We start from the raw sequence: 16239 nt of genomic DNA on the forward strand, positions 1-16239 counted from the left end.
AACAAATCTAACCGCGTCTAAATAATTCGCGCATTAAAGCCCCGCCCATACTCTTCATTCTTTTTATTTCCCTGATAATCTCCGTTCTCGCTTTTCTTTTTAAATGCCCTTCCGGGAGAAGGGTAATATGTTTATAACTTTTGTAGACCTCGTCCAGTTTTAAAGGAGAAAAACGTTTTAGCGCCTGTAGCCGTTCTATATCTGCAAAAATGGTTTCTTTTGGAATTTTTGCTGTCGGGTTATTATAGTACGCGTCAAAAATCGGAAGTAATTCGTCCCAAAATGGATGCGGAGCGAGAGTTACTTCCGTATCCTCGTTTCCGCGCGGACCGTAATGGGCGCTAACAAAGTGTCCGTCGCGCCATTTTTGCGCTCTCTTTGGATGTGAATCAGGAAAAGTTACTTTCCACCACTCGTTTAAATGCGGTCTCATAGCCAGATTGAGAAATGAAGACAGAGCTTCAATTGTGTCGTTATTTCTGCTAATGATGTCTTCCATTCGCGCGCGCAGCACTTTGTCCAGCAGGAAGCTTTTAATGAAGAAAGTCGTATAATCAATGGCGGCGCAAACCACGTTATTATCGGTAAAATATTGTGTTATAGTGCTGTTTTTGGCCAACCAGGTTCTTATGTCGCGGATTGTAAAAATTACAGGGTGGGGATTAAGAATGTCCATGGGGCAAGCGTTCATTTCGAATTCCGGCGCGTCAGAGCCCACGACCTTAAAAGGATATCCTTTTTCGGCTAAAAATTTTTGCAAGCGTATAAAAAAATCCTCCGGTATTGCTCCGTAGGAAAAAAGATTTCTGGCATCAGGGTAAGAAGAAATAAATCGCCCTCCGTATTTATCAAGCGAGTGTCTGCCGATTCTTGTTTCATACAGAATAAAAACATCCGGGTGGGCATTAAGCATTTGCACGATGACCGAGGTGCCGGTTTTGGCCGCGCCCACGACAAAAATAATGTTTTTATTCTCCATTTGGACAGTCTAATATAAAATGATGCTGAAAATCAAATACGCTTTCTTTGTCTAGATTTTTTGCGGGTTTTGTTGTATTGTAGATTTTAAATATGACTATGGGAGTGAACAAAATTGTTCGGATAATTACGCTCGCGAAATCAGCTTTCGGGCAATATAAATGGCAAATTGCTCTTTTAGCGGGGCTTAGTTTTTTGAGCGGCGTTCTGGATGTGGTGGGAATCAACGCTATTATTCCCATTTTTTCCGTGATTCAGGGCGGGGGCGCGACCGACATTATTTCAAAAACGACAAAAAGTTTTTTCTTATTTTTCGGCGTTCCTTTCACGGTCAGATATCTTATGATTTTTATGGCCTTGATGTTTTCGGCAAAGGCCGCGTTTCTTTTCGCGTCCAAATATATAAATTTGAAGATAGCCGCGGACTACGAAAAAAACACCAGAAATGAATTGTTTAGGGCAATGGTTGAAAGCAACTGGCCCCATCTCGCGAGGCAAAAGGCCGGACACCTTAGTCAGGTTTTGATTATGAATGTAGAGAGAGGCTCGTCTCTTCTTATTCATCTCGGGGGATCCGCTCTCATTGTCACGAATTTTTTGGTCTACGGTTTTCTGGCGCTAAATGTGTCTTTTCTTATAGCAATGCTCGCTTTTGCTTTCGGAGGAATAATCCTTCTGGTTTTTAAACCGCTTTATTACAGAACTAAGATGGCCTCTGAAGAGATGGTCCGAAAATACAAAGATTTGGCCCATTACACCGATGAAACCGTTTTGGGAATGAAAGCCGTAAAGTCGGCTCGGGTCGAAGAACCGGTTTTAAAATTGTCCTCTAAATATTTTAGCGCGATGAGAAAGCTTTATTTGCGCATCGGATTTCTTAGAAGCATTACGGATGTTCTTCTCCAGCCAATTGCCGCTTTTTTCATTTTGGGAATTCTTGCCGTTTTTTACAAAACAGGAACATTGCATTTTGTTTCTTTTGCCGTAATTATTTACGCGATTAACCGGGTTTTTTCCAATGTTCAGGCGGCTCAAACCGAAATACATGTTTTGAATTCAGACGCGCCGCATGTTTTGAGCATTTTGGCGTTTAAGGAAGAGGCGAAACTTAATAAGGAAAAAGAAACGGGAACAAAATCGTTTCAATTCGGCAAATCAATTGAATTTCGAAATGTCGGTTTTTCTTACGATGGCGATAGCCGGACTCTGTCGGACATAAATTTTTCCGTCGCCAAAGGCGAAATGCTGGGAATTATCGGTCCGTCGGGCGCTGGAAAATCAACTCTCGTGGATTTGTTTTTGCGGCTTCAAATTCCTCAAAAAGGCGCCATTTTGGCCGACGGAGAAAACATAAAAGACATTAAGCTCGGGGATTGGAGGGCAAACATCGCTTATGTTTCCCAGGAGGCGTTTTTAATGAATGACACTATTTATGAAAATATCAGATTTTACAATGAAGGACTGAACAAGGAAGACATAATTGACGCGGCAAAACTCGCGAACATTTACGATTTTATTCAGGCATTGCCTGACGGATTTGAAACGGTGGTCGGTGAACGCGGTATGCGGCTTTCCGGCGGAGAACGTCAGCGCGTAGTTCTTGCCCGGGCGCTTGTCAGGAAGCCGCAAATTTTGATTTTGGATGAAGCAACGAGTTCGCTTGACAACGAATCAGAGCTCTTAATTCAAAGAGCGGTTGAAAAGCTGAGGGGCAAAATGACCATTATCGTCATAGCGCATCGTTTGAGTACCGTTGAAAATTCCGATAAACTGGTTGTGCTTGAAAATGGCAGGGTCTCCGAGGCCGGAGCTCCAACCGAACTTTTAAGAGATAAACATTCCTATTTTTTTAAAGTTTATAATTTAAGAAAATAAACATGCCCAGTACAATTACACCGATTGTGTTCTTCTACACTTATGTTCTGCGTAGCGATAAAGATGGCGATAATTACATAGGTTACAGCCACGATCTAAAAAAGAGATCAGAAGAACACAAAAAAGGCCTTGTTCCTGCCACTAAACACAGAAGGCCATTGAAGTTAATATATTATGAAGCATGTTTAAACAAAGAGGACGCTCAACAAAGAGAAAGATATTTAAAAACCACAAGGGGTCGAAGGTGGTTTGGCATGAGATTGCGAAATTATAAATCGGTGTAATTGTACTGCAAAACCTGTTTGCCCGGAATTATTTTTCACGAGCACTATGATGCCTGGGACGGCAAGCCCGCGCCGGCTTTGGCTTCGGCCGAATTTGAGCCGCCGTCTTACGAACTTATCAGTAAGTTCCATAAGACGGAGTCATTAGTCTTAACAATGATGAATAAACGTTTTGACTGGATGGGGACGGATGAACGAAGACATCTTTACTACACAATGCTTTCATACTGGAACGGAGTGGTTAAAAAATTTAATCCGGATGCCGTGATTTTCAGTACTGCTCCGCACACCGTGTATGATTATATTCTTTACGAAATCGCGCGCTCGGAAAACATTAAAACAGTTATGTTTTGGAATATGTCTCCGATAGACGGCCGGCTGTTTTTCTATGAAGATTTTCGCGAGGGGAGCGGGCTTTTAAGTAAAATTACGCGAAAAAACATGAGTTACAATTTTTCGGTTTCTGATTTAAGCGAGGAAACGAGGAAATTTTATGAAACCGGAACATTAATCGGCGTTGACGCCCTCCCGCTCTATTTAAAAGAAGACCATGAACGCTTCGCTTTTTTAAACAGGATGATTCTAAAGACGAAAGCGATTTTAGCGACTATTAAGCGGGGAGAATTTGTTGAACAGACGGCGCGGCGCGCGGCCAATTTTTTTAAAGAAAATATCCGGGACGAACACATTCGGGCGCAGTTTATTCCCGATTACTCCCAAAAATTCGTTTATGTCCCTCTGCATTATCAGCCCGAATGCACAACTTCCCCCTTGGGAGACATATTTGTTGACCAAATTCTGATGATTAAAATTCTTTCAGCGTCTCTTCCCGTCGGATGGAAAATTTACGCAAAAGAACATCCTTTTCAATGGTATCAGCGCGGGCTAAATTTCGCGGGCTCGCGTTACCGCGGCTACTACGATAAAATATCCGGCATTAAAAATGTTCGTCTGGTGCCCCTGGAAACTGACAATTATGAACTGATAAATCGCGCTCAAGCCGTGGCAACCGTCGGCGGCACCGCCGGCATTGAGGCGCTTTTACGCCAAAAACCCGTTATAGTTTTTGGTTATCCCTGGTATCGCTCTTGTCCCCATGTTTTCAAAGCGGACGGCGTGGAATCTTGCAGCAAGGCTCTTCAAAAAATCGCGGACGGATTTTCCGTGAATAATCAATCGATAATAAATTTTTTAAAAAACCTTGACGAAAGCACGATTCGCGGGTATGTTGACGAATATGGTCAGAGGTTTGTAAGGTTGAGCGCGGAAGAAAACTCGGCAAACATATCGCGCGCGATTTTGGAAATAATAACGGAAAAATAATCTATGTCGTTTGAATGCTTAAAAGATAAAGCTATTTTAATAACCGGAGGCACCGGTTCTTTCGGCCGGAGTTTTGTCCGTCATTTGCTGGGCTCTAAAGCAAAAAAGATTGTTGTTTTTTCAAGGGACGAGCTGAAGCAATCCGAGATGCAGAGCGAAATGAAAGACGAGCGTCTGCGGTTTTTTATAGGCGATATTCGCGATTTGTCCCGCCTTCAAAGGGCTTTTCGGGATGTTGATGTCGTGGTGCATGCCGCGGCTCTTAAACAGGTGCCGGCAATGGAATACAATCCGTTTGAGGCGGTGCAAACCAATATAATCGGAAGCCAAAATGTTATTGAAGCCGCGATTGACCAAGGTGTCCGAAAAGTTTTACTTATATCAACCGACAAAGCCGCGGAGCCGATAAATCTTTACGGCGCCACTAAGCTCTGCGCGGAAAAATTGTTTATAAGCGGAAATTCTTACGCTCCGGGGAAAACCATTCTTAGCGCGGTGAGATACGGGAATGTTATCGGCAGTCGCGGGAGCGTTATTGACGTTCTTAAAAGAAGTCGGGATGTCAAGCGCGTTTACATCACGGATCCGGCTATGACTCGTTTTTGGATTACCTTAAATCAAAGTTTTAAACTTGTGGATTTCGCGCTTGAAAATATGACCGGAGGAGAAATTTTTATACCGAAACTTTCAAGCATGAAACTTTCGGACTTGTTTGATGTTTTGGCGCCGGGAGCCGAGCGGGAAATAATCGGTCCTCGCGCCGGAGAAAAAATTCATGAAGTACTGCTTACCAGCGAAGAGTCCTATAGGGCGTTGGAAATGGAAGATATGTATGTGGTGCTCCCTCTGTTTCCTTATGAGGCGGATATTCATTCCAAATATCATGAATCTGGACGGAAACCCGAGTCGGGATTTCGCTTCGCCAGCCACACGAATAAAAATTGGCTTACTAAAGAGGATTTTAAAAAAATACTTAACGACGAATTATGACCCAGTACAATTAAATCGAATGCTAAATTTAGTTTCTTGGGTGGTATAAATATGTATTATTATAAAATTATATTTAAGCAAATTAGTCGGGAGTTTGCTTGCGAATTTAGCAAGAAACTTTCGATTTAATTGTACTGGGATGATTCCTTATAGCCGTCAGTCTGTTGACGCGAACGATATCAAAGCGGTTGTCGGGGTCTTGTCGTCTGATTTTATTACGCAAGGGCCGACGGTGTCTAAATTTGAAAAATCGCTCGCGCTTTATTGCGGTGTTGAGTACGCAGTCGCAGTTTCAAACGGAACGGCTGCTTTGCATCTGGCGTATCTCGCCGCCGGATTAAAGAAGGGGGACGAGGCAATTACGACCCCGAACACTTTTGCCGCGACCTCAAATATGCTTCTTGTCGTCGGCGCGAGGCCCGTTTTTGCCGATATCCGTCTTGATACGCGTAATCTTGACGAGACAAAAATTGAAAAGCTGATTACCCCGAAAACAAAAGTGATTGTGCCCGTGCATTTCGCGGGATTGCCTTGCGATATGAAAACAATTTCATCAATCGCCAAAAAACGCCGTTTATTGGTTATTGAAGACGCTTGCCATGCTTTAGGCGCCAGGTATCGCGATTCCAAAATAGGCGATTGTAAGTACTCGGACATGGCCGTATTCAGCTTTCATCCGGTAAAAACGATAACAACCGGCGAAGGCGGAGCGGTATTAACCAATAAAAAATCATATTACGATAAACTCTTGCGTTTGAGAAGTCACGGCATTCACAAAGACAAAATCGGAAAAAATGTCATGACGGCTCTCGGATACAACTACAGGATGACCGATATTCAGGCCGCTTTGGGCTTGTCCCAACTTTCTAAAGTTGATTCTTTTGTCAGGCGGCGCAATCAAGTCGCGAGATATTATGAGGAGGAATTAAAAAATTCCAAAGATGTTTTGTTGCCCGTAAGCTTTCCCGGATATTATTCAGCGGGGCATATTTATGTAATAAGGGTTTCCAACCGGAAGAATCGCGATGAGCTCGCGTCTTTTTTAAAAAAGAACGGCATCGGCGCGAACTTCCATTATCCGGCCGTTTATTCCCACCCGTATTACAGGCGCAACGGTTATAAAAATATCCGCCTTGCTCAAACGGAAAAATACCATAATTCTTGCATCACTCTTCCGTGTTACCCCGGTCTTTCCAAATCAATTGTTCGTGAAATCGCGGGGCTTATTAATAAATTTTTCATAAAAAATGAAAATACACGCGTTGACTCCGTCTGATTGCGGCCGGTGGGATGATTTTTGTCTGGAGTCAGACGATGCGTGGTTTTGGCACACTTTCGGATGGCTCAAATACACTCTTGATTATAAACCGGAATATAAACCGCGTTCGCTTTCTTTTTTTATGGAAGAGGGAGGTCGGATTATTGCGATCTCGCCTTTGATTCTCGAAGAACGCGGGAGCGTAAAAGAATTTTCTTACGGCGGAGGCTGGGGTCCAATACCGGCGTTAGCCAATGATTTAACCAAAAACGAACGGGAAAAAATTACCAAAGCTGTTTTTGAAGAAATCGACAGGAAAGCTAAAGAAGAAGGGGTCAAATTGGCAAAATTTCGTTTCTCAACGCTTAATAAATCATTTATTGAAACGGGGGAGCAGAAATTCAATCACTTAATGAAGTTCGGATATTTCGGCGAAATGCTCAACACCCAAGTTATTGATCTCTCGCGCTCTTTGGATGTTCTGCGCGGCGCTTTGCGTCACGGCCATGATTCCGATATTTCCCGCGCCGAAAAATCACTAAAGGCCGAAGTGTATGATTCCGAAACCATAACGGGGCCGGTATTTGAAGAATATGTAAAATTGCATCACAAGGCCTCGGGGCGTTCTACTCGTCCGCGTTCAACTTTTGATATGATGCATAAATGGATCGAGAACAAAAACGCATTTCTGGTCGGGGTAAAAAAAGACGGCAAATTCGCCGGTTTCTCTTATTTTTTCAGTTTTAAAAACAATGTTTATTACGGTTCGTCCTGCAATGACCCGGATGTCGAAAAAATGCCCATAGGGCATCTAATTCAGTGGACGGCTATTCGCTGGATGCGCGAAAAAAATTTTGGATTTTACGAAATAGGCTGGCAGCAGTACGGAAACACTCTTTTTGATTTTCCTTCCGAAAAAGAAATAGATATCGCGCGGTTCAAGCGCGGTTTTGGCGGAGAAACTTACCCGCTTTTTATAGGCGAAAAGTATTATGATAAGGATTATTTCCTGACGATTTATAAGCAAAGGATTGGCGATTACTCCGGATTTTTAGCGAAAACACACCATGAAGAACAACCGATTCAATGAACAAAATATAAAACCGGAAAGCAAAGATTTTCAGGAAGCCCTCGCGTCTGATATCGCGGTTTTGGCCGCCTCCAAAAGTAAATTTATAAAAGTATCGTGTCCCGCTTGCGGAAAAGACGATGCCGGATCCGCCTTTGAAAAATACGGTTTCAATTTTGATGTTTGTCGTAAATGCGGCACGGCATATATGAATCCCAGGGCTACGCCCAAAATTTTGCGGGATTTTTATGAACACTCGCTGGTTTATGAGTGTTGGAATAAATTTATTTTTCCCGCGTCCGAAAAAATGCGCAGAGAAAACATTGTTAAACCGCGGGTGCGGCGAATTTTGGAAATATGCGACAAATTTGACGTTCCGACTGATTGTTTGGTTGAAGTTGGGGCTGGTTTCGGCACGTTTTGTAAAGAAGCAAAAGCCACAGGCAGATTTTCTAAAATTATCGCGATTGAGCCAATGCCTGCGCTTGCGCAATCATGCCGCAAGCGGGGCATAGAGACCATCAACGATTTTATTGAAAACATTAAGTTTCTCAATACGCCTCCGGACATAATCGTTTCTTTTGAGGTGATTGAGCATCTTTTTTCGGCCGAGGAATTTTTAAAAACTTGCAGAGGCCTTATGAATCCGGGGTCTATTATTGCGGTAACCTGCCCTAATTTTAAGGGGTTTGACATTTCTACGCTCGGGATTATGTCGGAAAGCATTGACCATGAGCATATCAATCTTTTTAACCCGGATTCGCTTAAAATTCTTTTTAAGCGCGCCGGTTTTGAGGCGCTGGAATGCTTCACGCCTGGAGAATTGGATGCCGAAATTGTCAGAAATAAGGTTCTTGCCGGAAAGTTCAGTGTGTCTGACCGACTTTTTTTGAAGACGATACTGATTGATAGATGGAATGAATTGGGCGCCGGATTCCAGAAATTTCTGAAAGAGAATAACCTCTCGTCCCATACATGGTTCGTAGCGAGAAAGCCTTATGATCGGAAATAAAAAAGTCTGCATACTTGACTACGGTTCCGGAAATGTCGGCTCTGTCTTTAATATGTTTCAGACCTTGATTGACACGGCTGTTATCTCAAATAAATCGGAGGATATTGTCGGCGCCACTCATATCGTGCTTCCGGGAGTTGGCGCGTTCGGCGCTTCAATGGACAAAATTAAAAAAACAATTACGCTGGATGTCTTGAAGCGCGAGATTTTTGAAAACAAAAAACCATTTTTAGGCATTTGTGTGGGCATGCAAGTTTTGGCCGATAAGGGTTTTGAATTCGGAGAATATGACGGTCTCGGTTGGATTCCGGGGGAGGTGAGAAAAATAAATTCGGGCAAACTCCCTCTGCCGCATATCGGCTGGAACAGCGTTGTTGCGCTGAAAAAAAATCCGCTTTTGGACGGGTTAAGTGAAAGTCAAGATTTTTATTTTGTTCACAGCTTCGTTTTTGATGAAAAAGACGCGGAAAGTGTTGCCGCTAAAACAGAATACGGAGAGAAGTTTAATTCCATAATAGCCAAAGGCAATATTTTTGGAGTCCAATTTCATCCTGAAAAGAGCCAGAAAGCCGGCTCAATTTTATTAAAAAATTTTCTCTCTATAACACAATGAAGAAGCGGCGTCTGATTCCGGTTTTACTCCTTAAAAACGGATGGCTTGTTCAGAGCAAGGGCTTCCAATTTTATCAAAATCTCGGAAATCCCGTAACTTCCGCAAAGCGTCTTTCGGAATGGGCGTCCGATGAGCTTATTTATCTTGATATTTCGCGTGATGAAGTGTATGATTTAAGGCGGGACGATTTGGGGCATGAAAACCGCCGCTCTTTTCTGGAAATAATTCAGGATGTTTCAAAGGTGACCTTTATGCCAATGACCGTGGGGGGGCGGATAAGGACGCTTGCCGACATTGAGCGCCGCCTTTCTTTGGGGGCTGATAAGATATCCATAAATACGGCCGCACTTCTGAATCAAAATTTTATAACCGAGGCGGCGCGTGAATTTGGCTCTCAATCTGTGGTTGTGTCGGTTGACTTTAAAAAAATAGGCGATAAGTTTGTTGTTATGTCCGAAGGAGGAACAAAGGAAACGGATTATTCTCCGCTAGAGTGGGCGAAGATCGCACAAAGCGCGGGCGCGGGGGAAATACTTTTAAATTCAATTGACCGAGACGGCGCGCGCACGGGATATGAAATTGATGTCATCGCCGAAGTTTCAGAAAATGTGAAAATACCCGTTATTGCCTGCGGCGGCGCGGGCGAATGGGCGCATTTTGCCGAAATTCTTGAAAAAACCAAGGCAGACGCGGTGGCAGCCGCAAATATTTTCCAATATACCGACCAGAGCGTTTATCAAGCGAAAAAATATCTATATGAACGCGGTTATAATGTCAGACCCCCTGATTTATTAACCGTATAAATTTTAATCAAGATGAATTATTGTAAACGTTGCGTATATCCGCAAATTGCGGTCAATTTGGAAATAAATAACGACGGCATCTGTTCAAGCTGCGGAGTTTTTGAAAAATTCAAAAAATTAACGCCGGAGTTTTGGGCGCAAAGAAAAAAGAAATTTGAGGAGTTAATCAAAGAAATTTCAAAAAACAATACGTCCGATTACGACTGTGTTATTCCGGTCTCCGGCGGCAAGGACAGTTATTATCAGACGCATATGATGGTTTCCGTTTACGGCTTAAAACCGCTTTTAGTGACATATCACGGCAATAACTATTTGCCGGAAGGCGATTATAACCGCGATAGAATGCGCCATGTCTTTAATGCCGACCATCTTGTTTTCGGGCCGTCAGTCGAGGTTTTAAAAAAGCTGAATCGTCTTTGTTTTCGTAAAATGGGCGATATGAATTGGCACGCGCACTGCGGCATAATGACTTATCCGATTCAGGTAGCGGTGAAATTTAACATTCCTTTAGTCATCTGGGGGGAAACGAGCTGGGACATATCGGGGATGTATGAGCCGGAGGATTTTGTGGAATTCAGCGCGCGCGCGAGACACGAACATAGTTTGCGCGGTTTTGAGTGGCACGATATGCTTAACGACGAAAAGGAGAAATTAAGCGAAAAGGATTTGCTCTGGACGAAATATCCTACGGACGACGAGATTTTAAAAGTCGGCGTCAGGGGTTTGTACATCGGTAATTTTTTTAGATGGGACCCGAATAAGCATTCTAAAATGGTGCAGGAAAAATATGGTTGGAAGCCGAGAGAAGTTCCGTTTGAAAGGACTTATCGCAAGTTTTCAAATTTGGATGACAGGTATGAAAATGGAGCGCATGATTTGTTAAAGTTCATAAAGTTCGGCTACGGCCGGGCTTCGGACCACGCGTCCAAAGACATACGCGACGGCTATATGACGCGCGAAGAAGGGATTGAAAAAGTAAGAAAGCATGACCATGTTGTTTCAAGCGATTTGAACTACTGGCTTGATTATGTCGGGATGTCCGAGGAAGAATTTTGGCGAGTAGCGGACACCTTTCGCGACCCGCGTGTCTGGAGAATTGAAAATGGAGCATGGGTTAAGGATAATGTTTGGGGAACTTCCTCTGCTTACGGCCCCGTTTATCTTTCCGAGGAACAAAGCAAGGAATTTAATAAAAGGCAGAAAAATTTGGGCCTAAAAAATAATGGCAAATAAACTTTGTTTGGGAACTGTTCAACTGGGGCTGGATTACGGCATGAATAACAAGCGAGGGAAGCCTTCGCGCGAGGAGTCCTTGGCGATTTTGGACCGCGCATATGAGGGCGGCATAGAGGTGTTTGACACGGCTTACGCTTACGGCGACGCCGAAGATATTTTGGGCGAGTGGTTGGAAGGCCGCGGATTGAACAACAAAATTTCTGTAATTTCAAAATTAAAACCGCATACAACGGAAGTTGAAGAAGAAGTTAAAAAATCGCTTGCGCGTTTGAAGCGCGATTATTTGGACGGTTATTTACTGCATACGCCCGAATATATTTATAACGACGCCGTTTGGTCAGCCCTTAAATCCGTAAAGAAGAAAGGATTGGTAAAAAATATCGGCGTCTCAATTTACGAGGAAAAAGACGCGATGTACGCTGTCCAAGAACGTAAGGTTGATTATGTCCAGATTCCATACAGCGTTTTTGACCAGCGTTTGCATAAAACAGATTTTTTTGAAACCGCGCGAAAAAACGGCGTAAAAGTTTTTGCCCGCAGCGCATTTTTGCAAGGTCTTGTTTTTATGGATGAAGGGGCAATACCGGATTATTTATCTGACGCAAAAGAATATCTGCGCGAATTTAATAACATTATAAAGAAACATGGTTTTACGCGGGCCGAAGCGGCGCTTTTATTTTCACATAAAAATCCAGCTATTGACTATGTTGTTTTTGGAGTGGATAATATAGAGCAACTGGAAGAAAATTTGCGCATTATCCGGGACTCAAAAAATTTTGACGCTTGCGCGAAAGAACTGCGCGATAAATTTACCGATATTAAAAAAAGCATTATTTTCCCAAGCTTATGGAAAAGTCGTCAAAAAAAATAATCCCTAAAGGGGTAAGATTATGGAACCGTGCGAAAAATCTGATTCCCGGAGGAACCCAGCTTTTGTCCAAGAGAGCGGAGATGTTTCTGCCCGATGGTTGGCCGTCTTATTACAAAAAAGCCAAGGGGGTTGAGGTCTGGGATTTAAGCGGCAGAAAATTTATAGATATGTCTTATATGTCTTTGGGCGCGGCTACGCTTGGTTATTCCGATCCTGACGTAAATAAAGCCGTAAGCAAGGTGTTAAATAACGGCGTGGTCTCCACTTTAAATACTCCTTTTGACGTGGAATTGGCGGAGCTTTTGTGTAAACTGCATCCGTGGGCCGGACAAGTGAAATTCGCAAGGACGGGCGGCGAGGCAATGACAGTTGCCGTCAGGATTGCAAGAGCATATACCGACCGCGACAAAATAGTTTTTTGCGGATACCATGGTTGGCATGATTGGTATTTGGCCGCCAACCTGGCTCATAAAAAAAATCTTGACGGGCATCTTCTCCCCGGACTTTTTCCGAGAGGCGTTCCCCGCGCGTTAAAGGGCACCGCTTTCACTTTTCATTATAATAAGTTTTCGGAGCTTGAAAGAATTGCCGCAAGACATAAAAAAACCATTGCGGCCGTTGTCATTGAACCGATGCGTCACCACGAACCCGAAGACGATTTCTTAAAAAAAGTTCGGAATCTTGTTTCAAAAATCGGCGCCGTTTTAATTTTTGACGAAATCACCATAGGTTTCCGAAAAAATATAGGCGGAGTCCATCTTTTATATAAAGTAAATCCCGACATAGCCGTTTTTGCCAAAGGAATTTCAAACGGACATCCTATGGCGGCGATTATCGGCAAAAAACGCGTTATGGACGCGGCAGAAACATCGTTTATATCCTCAACTTATTGGACTGAAGCGGTGGGTCCCGCCGCGGTAATCGCGACCATAAAAAAGATGCAGCGGCTTAATGTTCCCGCCCATCTTAAAAAAATAGGTGAAAAAATAAGCGAGGGGTGGAAAATCCGCGCCGCGAATTACGGCTTGAAAATAAACATTTTAGGTCCCGAGCCGTTAATCACTTTTTCTTTTGATTACGGTTCAAAAAATCAGATTCTCAAGACCATCTTTACGCAGGAAATGCTTAAACGCGGATTTTTAGCGGGGCCCAGTGTTTATGTTTCCTACGCGCATAAAGATTCGCATGTGAAAAAATATCTTAAAGCGATTGATGAAGTGTTTGCTATTGTAAAAAAATCCGTTGACAGCAAAAACCCTAAAAAATTTCTTAAGGGTCCCGTGGCGCGTTCAGGATTCAAACGCTTAACATGATTGCGGCGATTATACAGGCGCGTTTGGGTTCAAGCCGCCTTCCGGGCAAGGTGTTAAAAAACATTTGCGGCAAGCCGATGCTCGAGCATTTGCTGGAGAGAGTTAAACGCGCGAAAAGTTTGGATAAAATCATTGTTGCCACAACTGAAAAACCGGAAGATGGGGCAGTAGCCGAGCTTGCCAAAAATTACGGAGTAGAATTTTTTCGCGGTTCCGAGAAAGATGTTTTAGACCGATATTATCAAACCGCCAAAAAATTTTCAGTAACTCATATTGTTCGTTTGACGGGCGACTGTCCTTTGATGGATCCGGAAATCATTAATGAAGTCGTTAATTTTTATGTTCAGAATTTGGATAAATATGATTACGTTTCTAATGTCCATCCGCCGACATATCCTGACGGAATGGATGTCGAAGCATTTTCAATTGACGTTTTGGAAAAATCTCGGCAAGAAGCCGAATTGCCGTCCGAGCGCGAGCACGTGACGGCCTATATCGGAAATCATCCGGAGATTTTTCGCGCCTGCAATGTCAAATATAAAACTGATGTCTCCGGCATTCGTTTGACCGTTGACAATCGGGAGGATTTCGCCGTTATGAGTTCCGTTTTCCGCGAGCTTTACGCGAAAAACGAAAATTTTAATTTAGACGATATTTTAAATCTTTATAAAGAAAATCCGGAAATATTTTCAGCAAACAGCCGTATTAAAAGAAACGAAGGGTATGCCAAGTCCGTTAGAGAAGATGAGTTTTAATGAAAAAGTCGTGGATATTTTTTGATTTGGACGGAGTATTGGTTGACAGCGTTCCCTTGCTTAAGAGGACCTTTTTTGACTTCGGAAGGAAATTTTCCGTTAAATTAAGTCCGGCTGATTTTGACAAGTGCAACGGCTTAAATGTCAAAGAAATAGCGGCTTACTTAAAAAGGAAGGGCGGCTTGAGTTATTCCGTGAAGGATTTGAAAAAAAAGTATGAGGAGGTGCTCAAAAAAGTTCGGAGCGGCATTCGCGTTAAAAAGGAAGTTTTAGACGCATTGAAAAAACTTAAAAAAAGAGGGTGGAATTTGGCATTGGTGACAAGCGCGCCGTCCGGGTATTTACGGGCCATTATAAAAAAAGGAGGGGCGGAAAAACTTTTTGATTTTACCGTAAGCGGCGAAGATTTTAAAAAAGCCAAACCTCATCCGGAAATTTATTTGAAAGCCGTCAAAAAAGCGGGGAGAGGTTTTTACGTGGCCGTGGAGGATTCGGAAAACGGGCTTGCCGCCGCTCGCAAGGCCGGCTGTTTCGCGCTTAAATACGACAGGAATCTTAAAAAAGATTCATTTTTTTCTTTTAGAAATTTCAACGACCTGCGCAAAAAATTGATTATCGCGGGGGAAAATTCCTTTTTAGCCGCAAAAATTACCGCAAAAAATAAAATATCTTTTCGTGAAGACAAAAAAATTCATCTCAACTTTTTTTCAAGAGCCGAGATTAACGATTTTTGGCGCAAGTCCAGGAAAAAAAATTCACGCCTTTTTGACGGCAAGATTTTTGCTCTGGGTTATGAAGCCGCGCCGTTTGATTTTCACGGCAAGTTTACCGACTACGCGGGCGCTTTTTACTCGGCTGAAAAAGGAAGGCCCGCGGGTCCGATTTATTGCGGCGTTACGGGTATCGCGCGTTTTAACGGCGGCTATCTGCTTGCCCGCAGAAGCAATGACACAACGCGCGGCGGATTATACGAATTTGCGCCGGCGGGCGCCATTGATGCTTCGGCTCAAAGGGGCGGGAGGGCTCAACCTCTTGTACAGCTGAAAAAGGAACTAAAAGAGGAAATGGGATTCGACAGTCGTTGTATCTCCTCCATAACGCCCGTCTTTTTGGCGCTTGAGATTAGCACGGGCGTTATGGATGTTTTTTTCAAAATTCAACTATCCGGATTATCCGATGTTCATTCGTTTTTTAACGCGAGCTCCGAGCACGAAGATTTCAAGTTTTTTTCAAGACGCGGGCTTAAAAAAGCTCTGCGGCAAAAACCGGAAATGTTTTTGGAGAATGTCGGACTCGTGCAGCAGCTGGATTTTTTGTAGCAGGTATGTTATTTTTCTGAAAGACGTTCGCGACGGGGGAAAACCAATGAAGTTAATGGACTTGAAGCCCGCGGAAATACGCTCTTATTTGGAGATGTTGCTTAAATGGAGGAATGACCCGGATACGAGGCGGCAATCCAGAAGAACTCAGGTTTTTAAAAAAGGGGATTACGAAAGAGAGCTTTTGGGAAGAGTTGCCCAAAATGGGATTATTTATCTCGCTTTGGAAAATAAAAAACCGGTTGGGGTTTTGATGGTTGATAAATTTTCTGAAGGCGAAGGTCTTGAGTTTTCGTGGACCGTCGCGCCCCAAGAACGCGGAAAGGGATTCGGCAAAAAAATGCTCGCTCTGGCCGTTAAAGACCCAAGGTTCGCGGGTGAAAGACTGGTGGCGGTAATAAAAAACAGGAACTATGCTTCAATAAAAATGGTGCATGGCCTCGGTTTTGTAAAATTTTCGAAAAAAGGAGGAATGTCTTTTTGGGAAAGAAATAATTGAGCCCCGCCTCGGCGCGGGCCTTTCTTTTCCTATCCGAATCC

At 43.3% G+C, this 16239-nt stretch carries 16 protein-coding genes; 15 read left to right on the forward strand and 1 reads right to left on the reverse strand.

Annotated elements, in window-relative coordinates; translation table 11 throughout:
- Positions 1-7 precede the first annotated feature (7 nt).
- On the reverse strand, positions 8-979 hold the full coding sequence (locus HYY55_00075; GenBank protein ID QQG46233.1) for a hypothetical protein: 972 nt from the start codon (positions 977-979) through the stop codon (positions 8-10).
- 92 nt (positions 980-1071) lie between these two features.
- Here HYY55_00075 and HYY55_00080 point away from each other — a divergent pair, with 92 nt between their 5' ends.
- The 15 genes from HYY55_00080 to HYY55_00150 all read left to right on the forward strand — a co-directional run bounded on the left by HYY55_00080 (position 1072) and on the right by HYY55_00150 (position 16198).
- Positions 1072-2853, forward strand: a complete 1782-nt coding sequence (locus HYY55_00080) for an ABC transporter ATP-binding protein (GenBank protein ID QQG46234.1) — start codon at positions 1072-1074, stop codon at positions 2851-2853.
- Positions 2854-2855: 2 nt separating this feature from the next.
- Complete coding sequence (locus HYY55_00085; protein QQG46235.1) at positions 2856-3137, forward strand: GIY-YIG nuclease family protein; 282 nt, start codon at positions 2856-2858, stop codon at positions 3135-3137.
- 18 nt (positions 3138-3155) lie between these two features.
- A complete protein-coding gene (locus HYY55_00090) occupies positions 3156-4460 on the forward strand; it encodes a hypothetical protein (GenBank protein QQG46236.1) in 1305 nt (434 codons plus the stop codon).
- A 3-nt stretch (positions 4461-4463) separates the two neighbouring features.
- Positions 4464-5450 (forward strand): UDP-N-acetylglucosamine 4,6-dehydratase (inverting), encoded by a 987-nt coding sequence (pseB, locus tag HYY55_00095; GenBank protein ID QQG46237.1) that lies wholly within the window; start codon positions 4464-4466, stop codon positions 5448-5450.
- Positions 5451-5589: 139 nt separating this feature from the next.
- A complete protein-coding gene (gene pseC / locus HYY55_00100) occupies positions 5590-6726 on the forward strand; it encodes a UDP-4-amino-4,6-dideoxy-N-acetyl-beta-L-altrosamine transaminase (protein ID QQG46238.1) in 1137 nt (378 codons plus the stop codon).
- Positions 6698-7798 carry a GNAT family N-acetyltransferase gene (locus tag HYY55_00105; protein ID QQG46239.1) on the forward strand — a complete coding sequence of 367 codons (1101 nt, stop codon included), beginning with the start codon at positions 6698-6700 and terminating at the stop codon, positions 7796-7798. Before pseC ends, HYY55_00105 begins: the two co-directional genes overlap by 29 nt.
- Positions 7776-8789 (forward strand): class I SAM-dependent methyltransferase, encoded by a 1014-nt coding sequence (locus tag HYY55_00110; protein ID QQG46240.1) that lies wholly within the window; start codon positions 7776-7778, stop codon positions 8787-8789. The genes HYY55_00105 and HYY55_00110 overlap by 23 nt, the downstream gene beginning before the upstream one ends.
- Entirely contained in the window at positions 8779-9402 is a 624-nt protein-coding gene (hisH, locus tag HYY55_00115) for an imidazole glycerol phosphate synthase subunit HisH (GenBank protein ID QQG46635.1), read from the forward strand. The genes HYY55_00110 and hisH overlap by 11 nt, the downstream gene beginning before the upstream one ends.
- Entirely contained in the window at positions 9399-10205 is an 807-nt protein-coding gene (gene hisF, locus HYY55_00120; protein QQG46241.1) for an imidazole glycerol phosphate synthase subunit HisF, read from the forward strand. The genes hisH and hisF overlap by 4 nt, the downstream gene beginning before the upstream one ends.
- A 12-nt stretch (positions 10206-10217) precedes the next feature.
- Positions 10218-11438, forward strand: coding sequence for an N-acetyl sugar amidotransferase (locus tag HYY55_00125; GenBank protein ID QQG46242.1), 1221 nt, complete (start codon positions 10218-10220; stop codon positions 11436-11438).
- Complete coding sequence (locus HYY55_00130) at positions 11428-12312, forward strand: aldo/keto reductase (GenBank protein QQG46243.1); 885 nt, start codon at positions 11428-11430, stop codon at positions 12310-12312. The genes HYY55_00125 and HYY55_00130 overlap by 11 nt, the downstream gene beginning before the upstream one ends.
- The gene (locus tag HYY55_00135) at positions 12288-13625 is read left to right on the forward strand and encodes an aminotransferase class III-fold pyridoxal phosphate-dependent enzyme (protein ID QQG46244.1); all 1338 of its coding nucleotides are present in this window, start codon (positions 12288-12290) and stop codon (positions 13623-13625) included. Before HYY55_00130 ends, HYY55_00135 begins: the two co-directional genes overlap by 25 nt.
- Positions 13622-14380 (forward strand): glycosyltransferase family protein, encoded by a 759-nt coding sequence (locus HYY55_00140; GenBank protein ID QQG46245.1) that lies wholly within the window; start codon positions 13622-13624, stop codon positions 14378-14380. Before HYY55_00135 ends, HYY55_00140 begins: the two co-directional genes overlap by 4 nt.
- Positions 14380-15699, forward strand: a complete 1320-nt coding sequence (locus tag HYY55_00145) for an HAD-IA family hydrolase (protein ID QQG46246.1) — start codon at positions 14380-14382, stop codon at positions 15697-15699. The genes HYY55_00140 and HYY55_00145 overlap by 1 nt, the downstream gene beginning before the upstream one ends.
- 46 nt (positions 15700-15745) lie before the next feature.
- Positions 15746-16198 carry a GNAT family N-acetyltransferase gene (locus HYY55_00150; protein ID QQG46247.1) on the forward strand — a complete coding sequence of 151 codons (453 nt, stop codon included), beginning with the start codon at positions 15746-15748 and terminating at the stop codon, positions 16196-16198.
- Positions 16199-16239: the final 41 nt, after the last annotated feature.

The sequence above is a fragment of the Candidatus Niyogibacteria bacterium genome, from assembly GCA_016432485.1.
Classification (GTDB): Bacteria; Patescibacteriota; Minisyncoccia; order HO2-45-28; family HO2-45-28; genus HO2-45-28.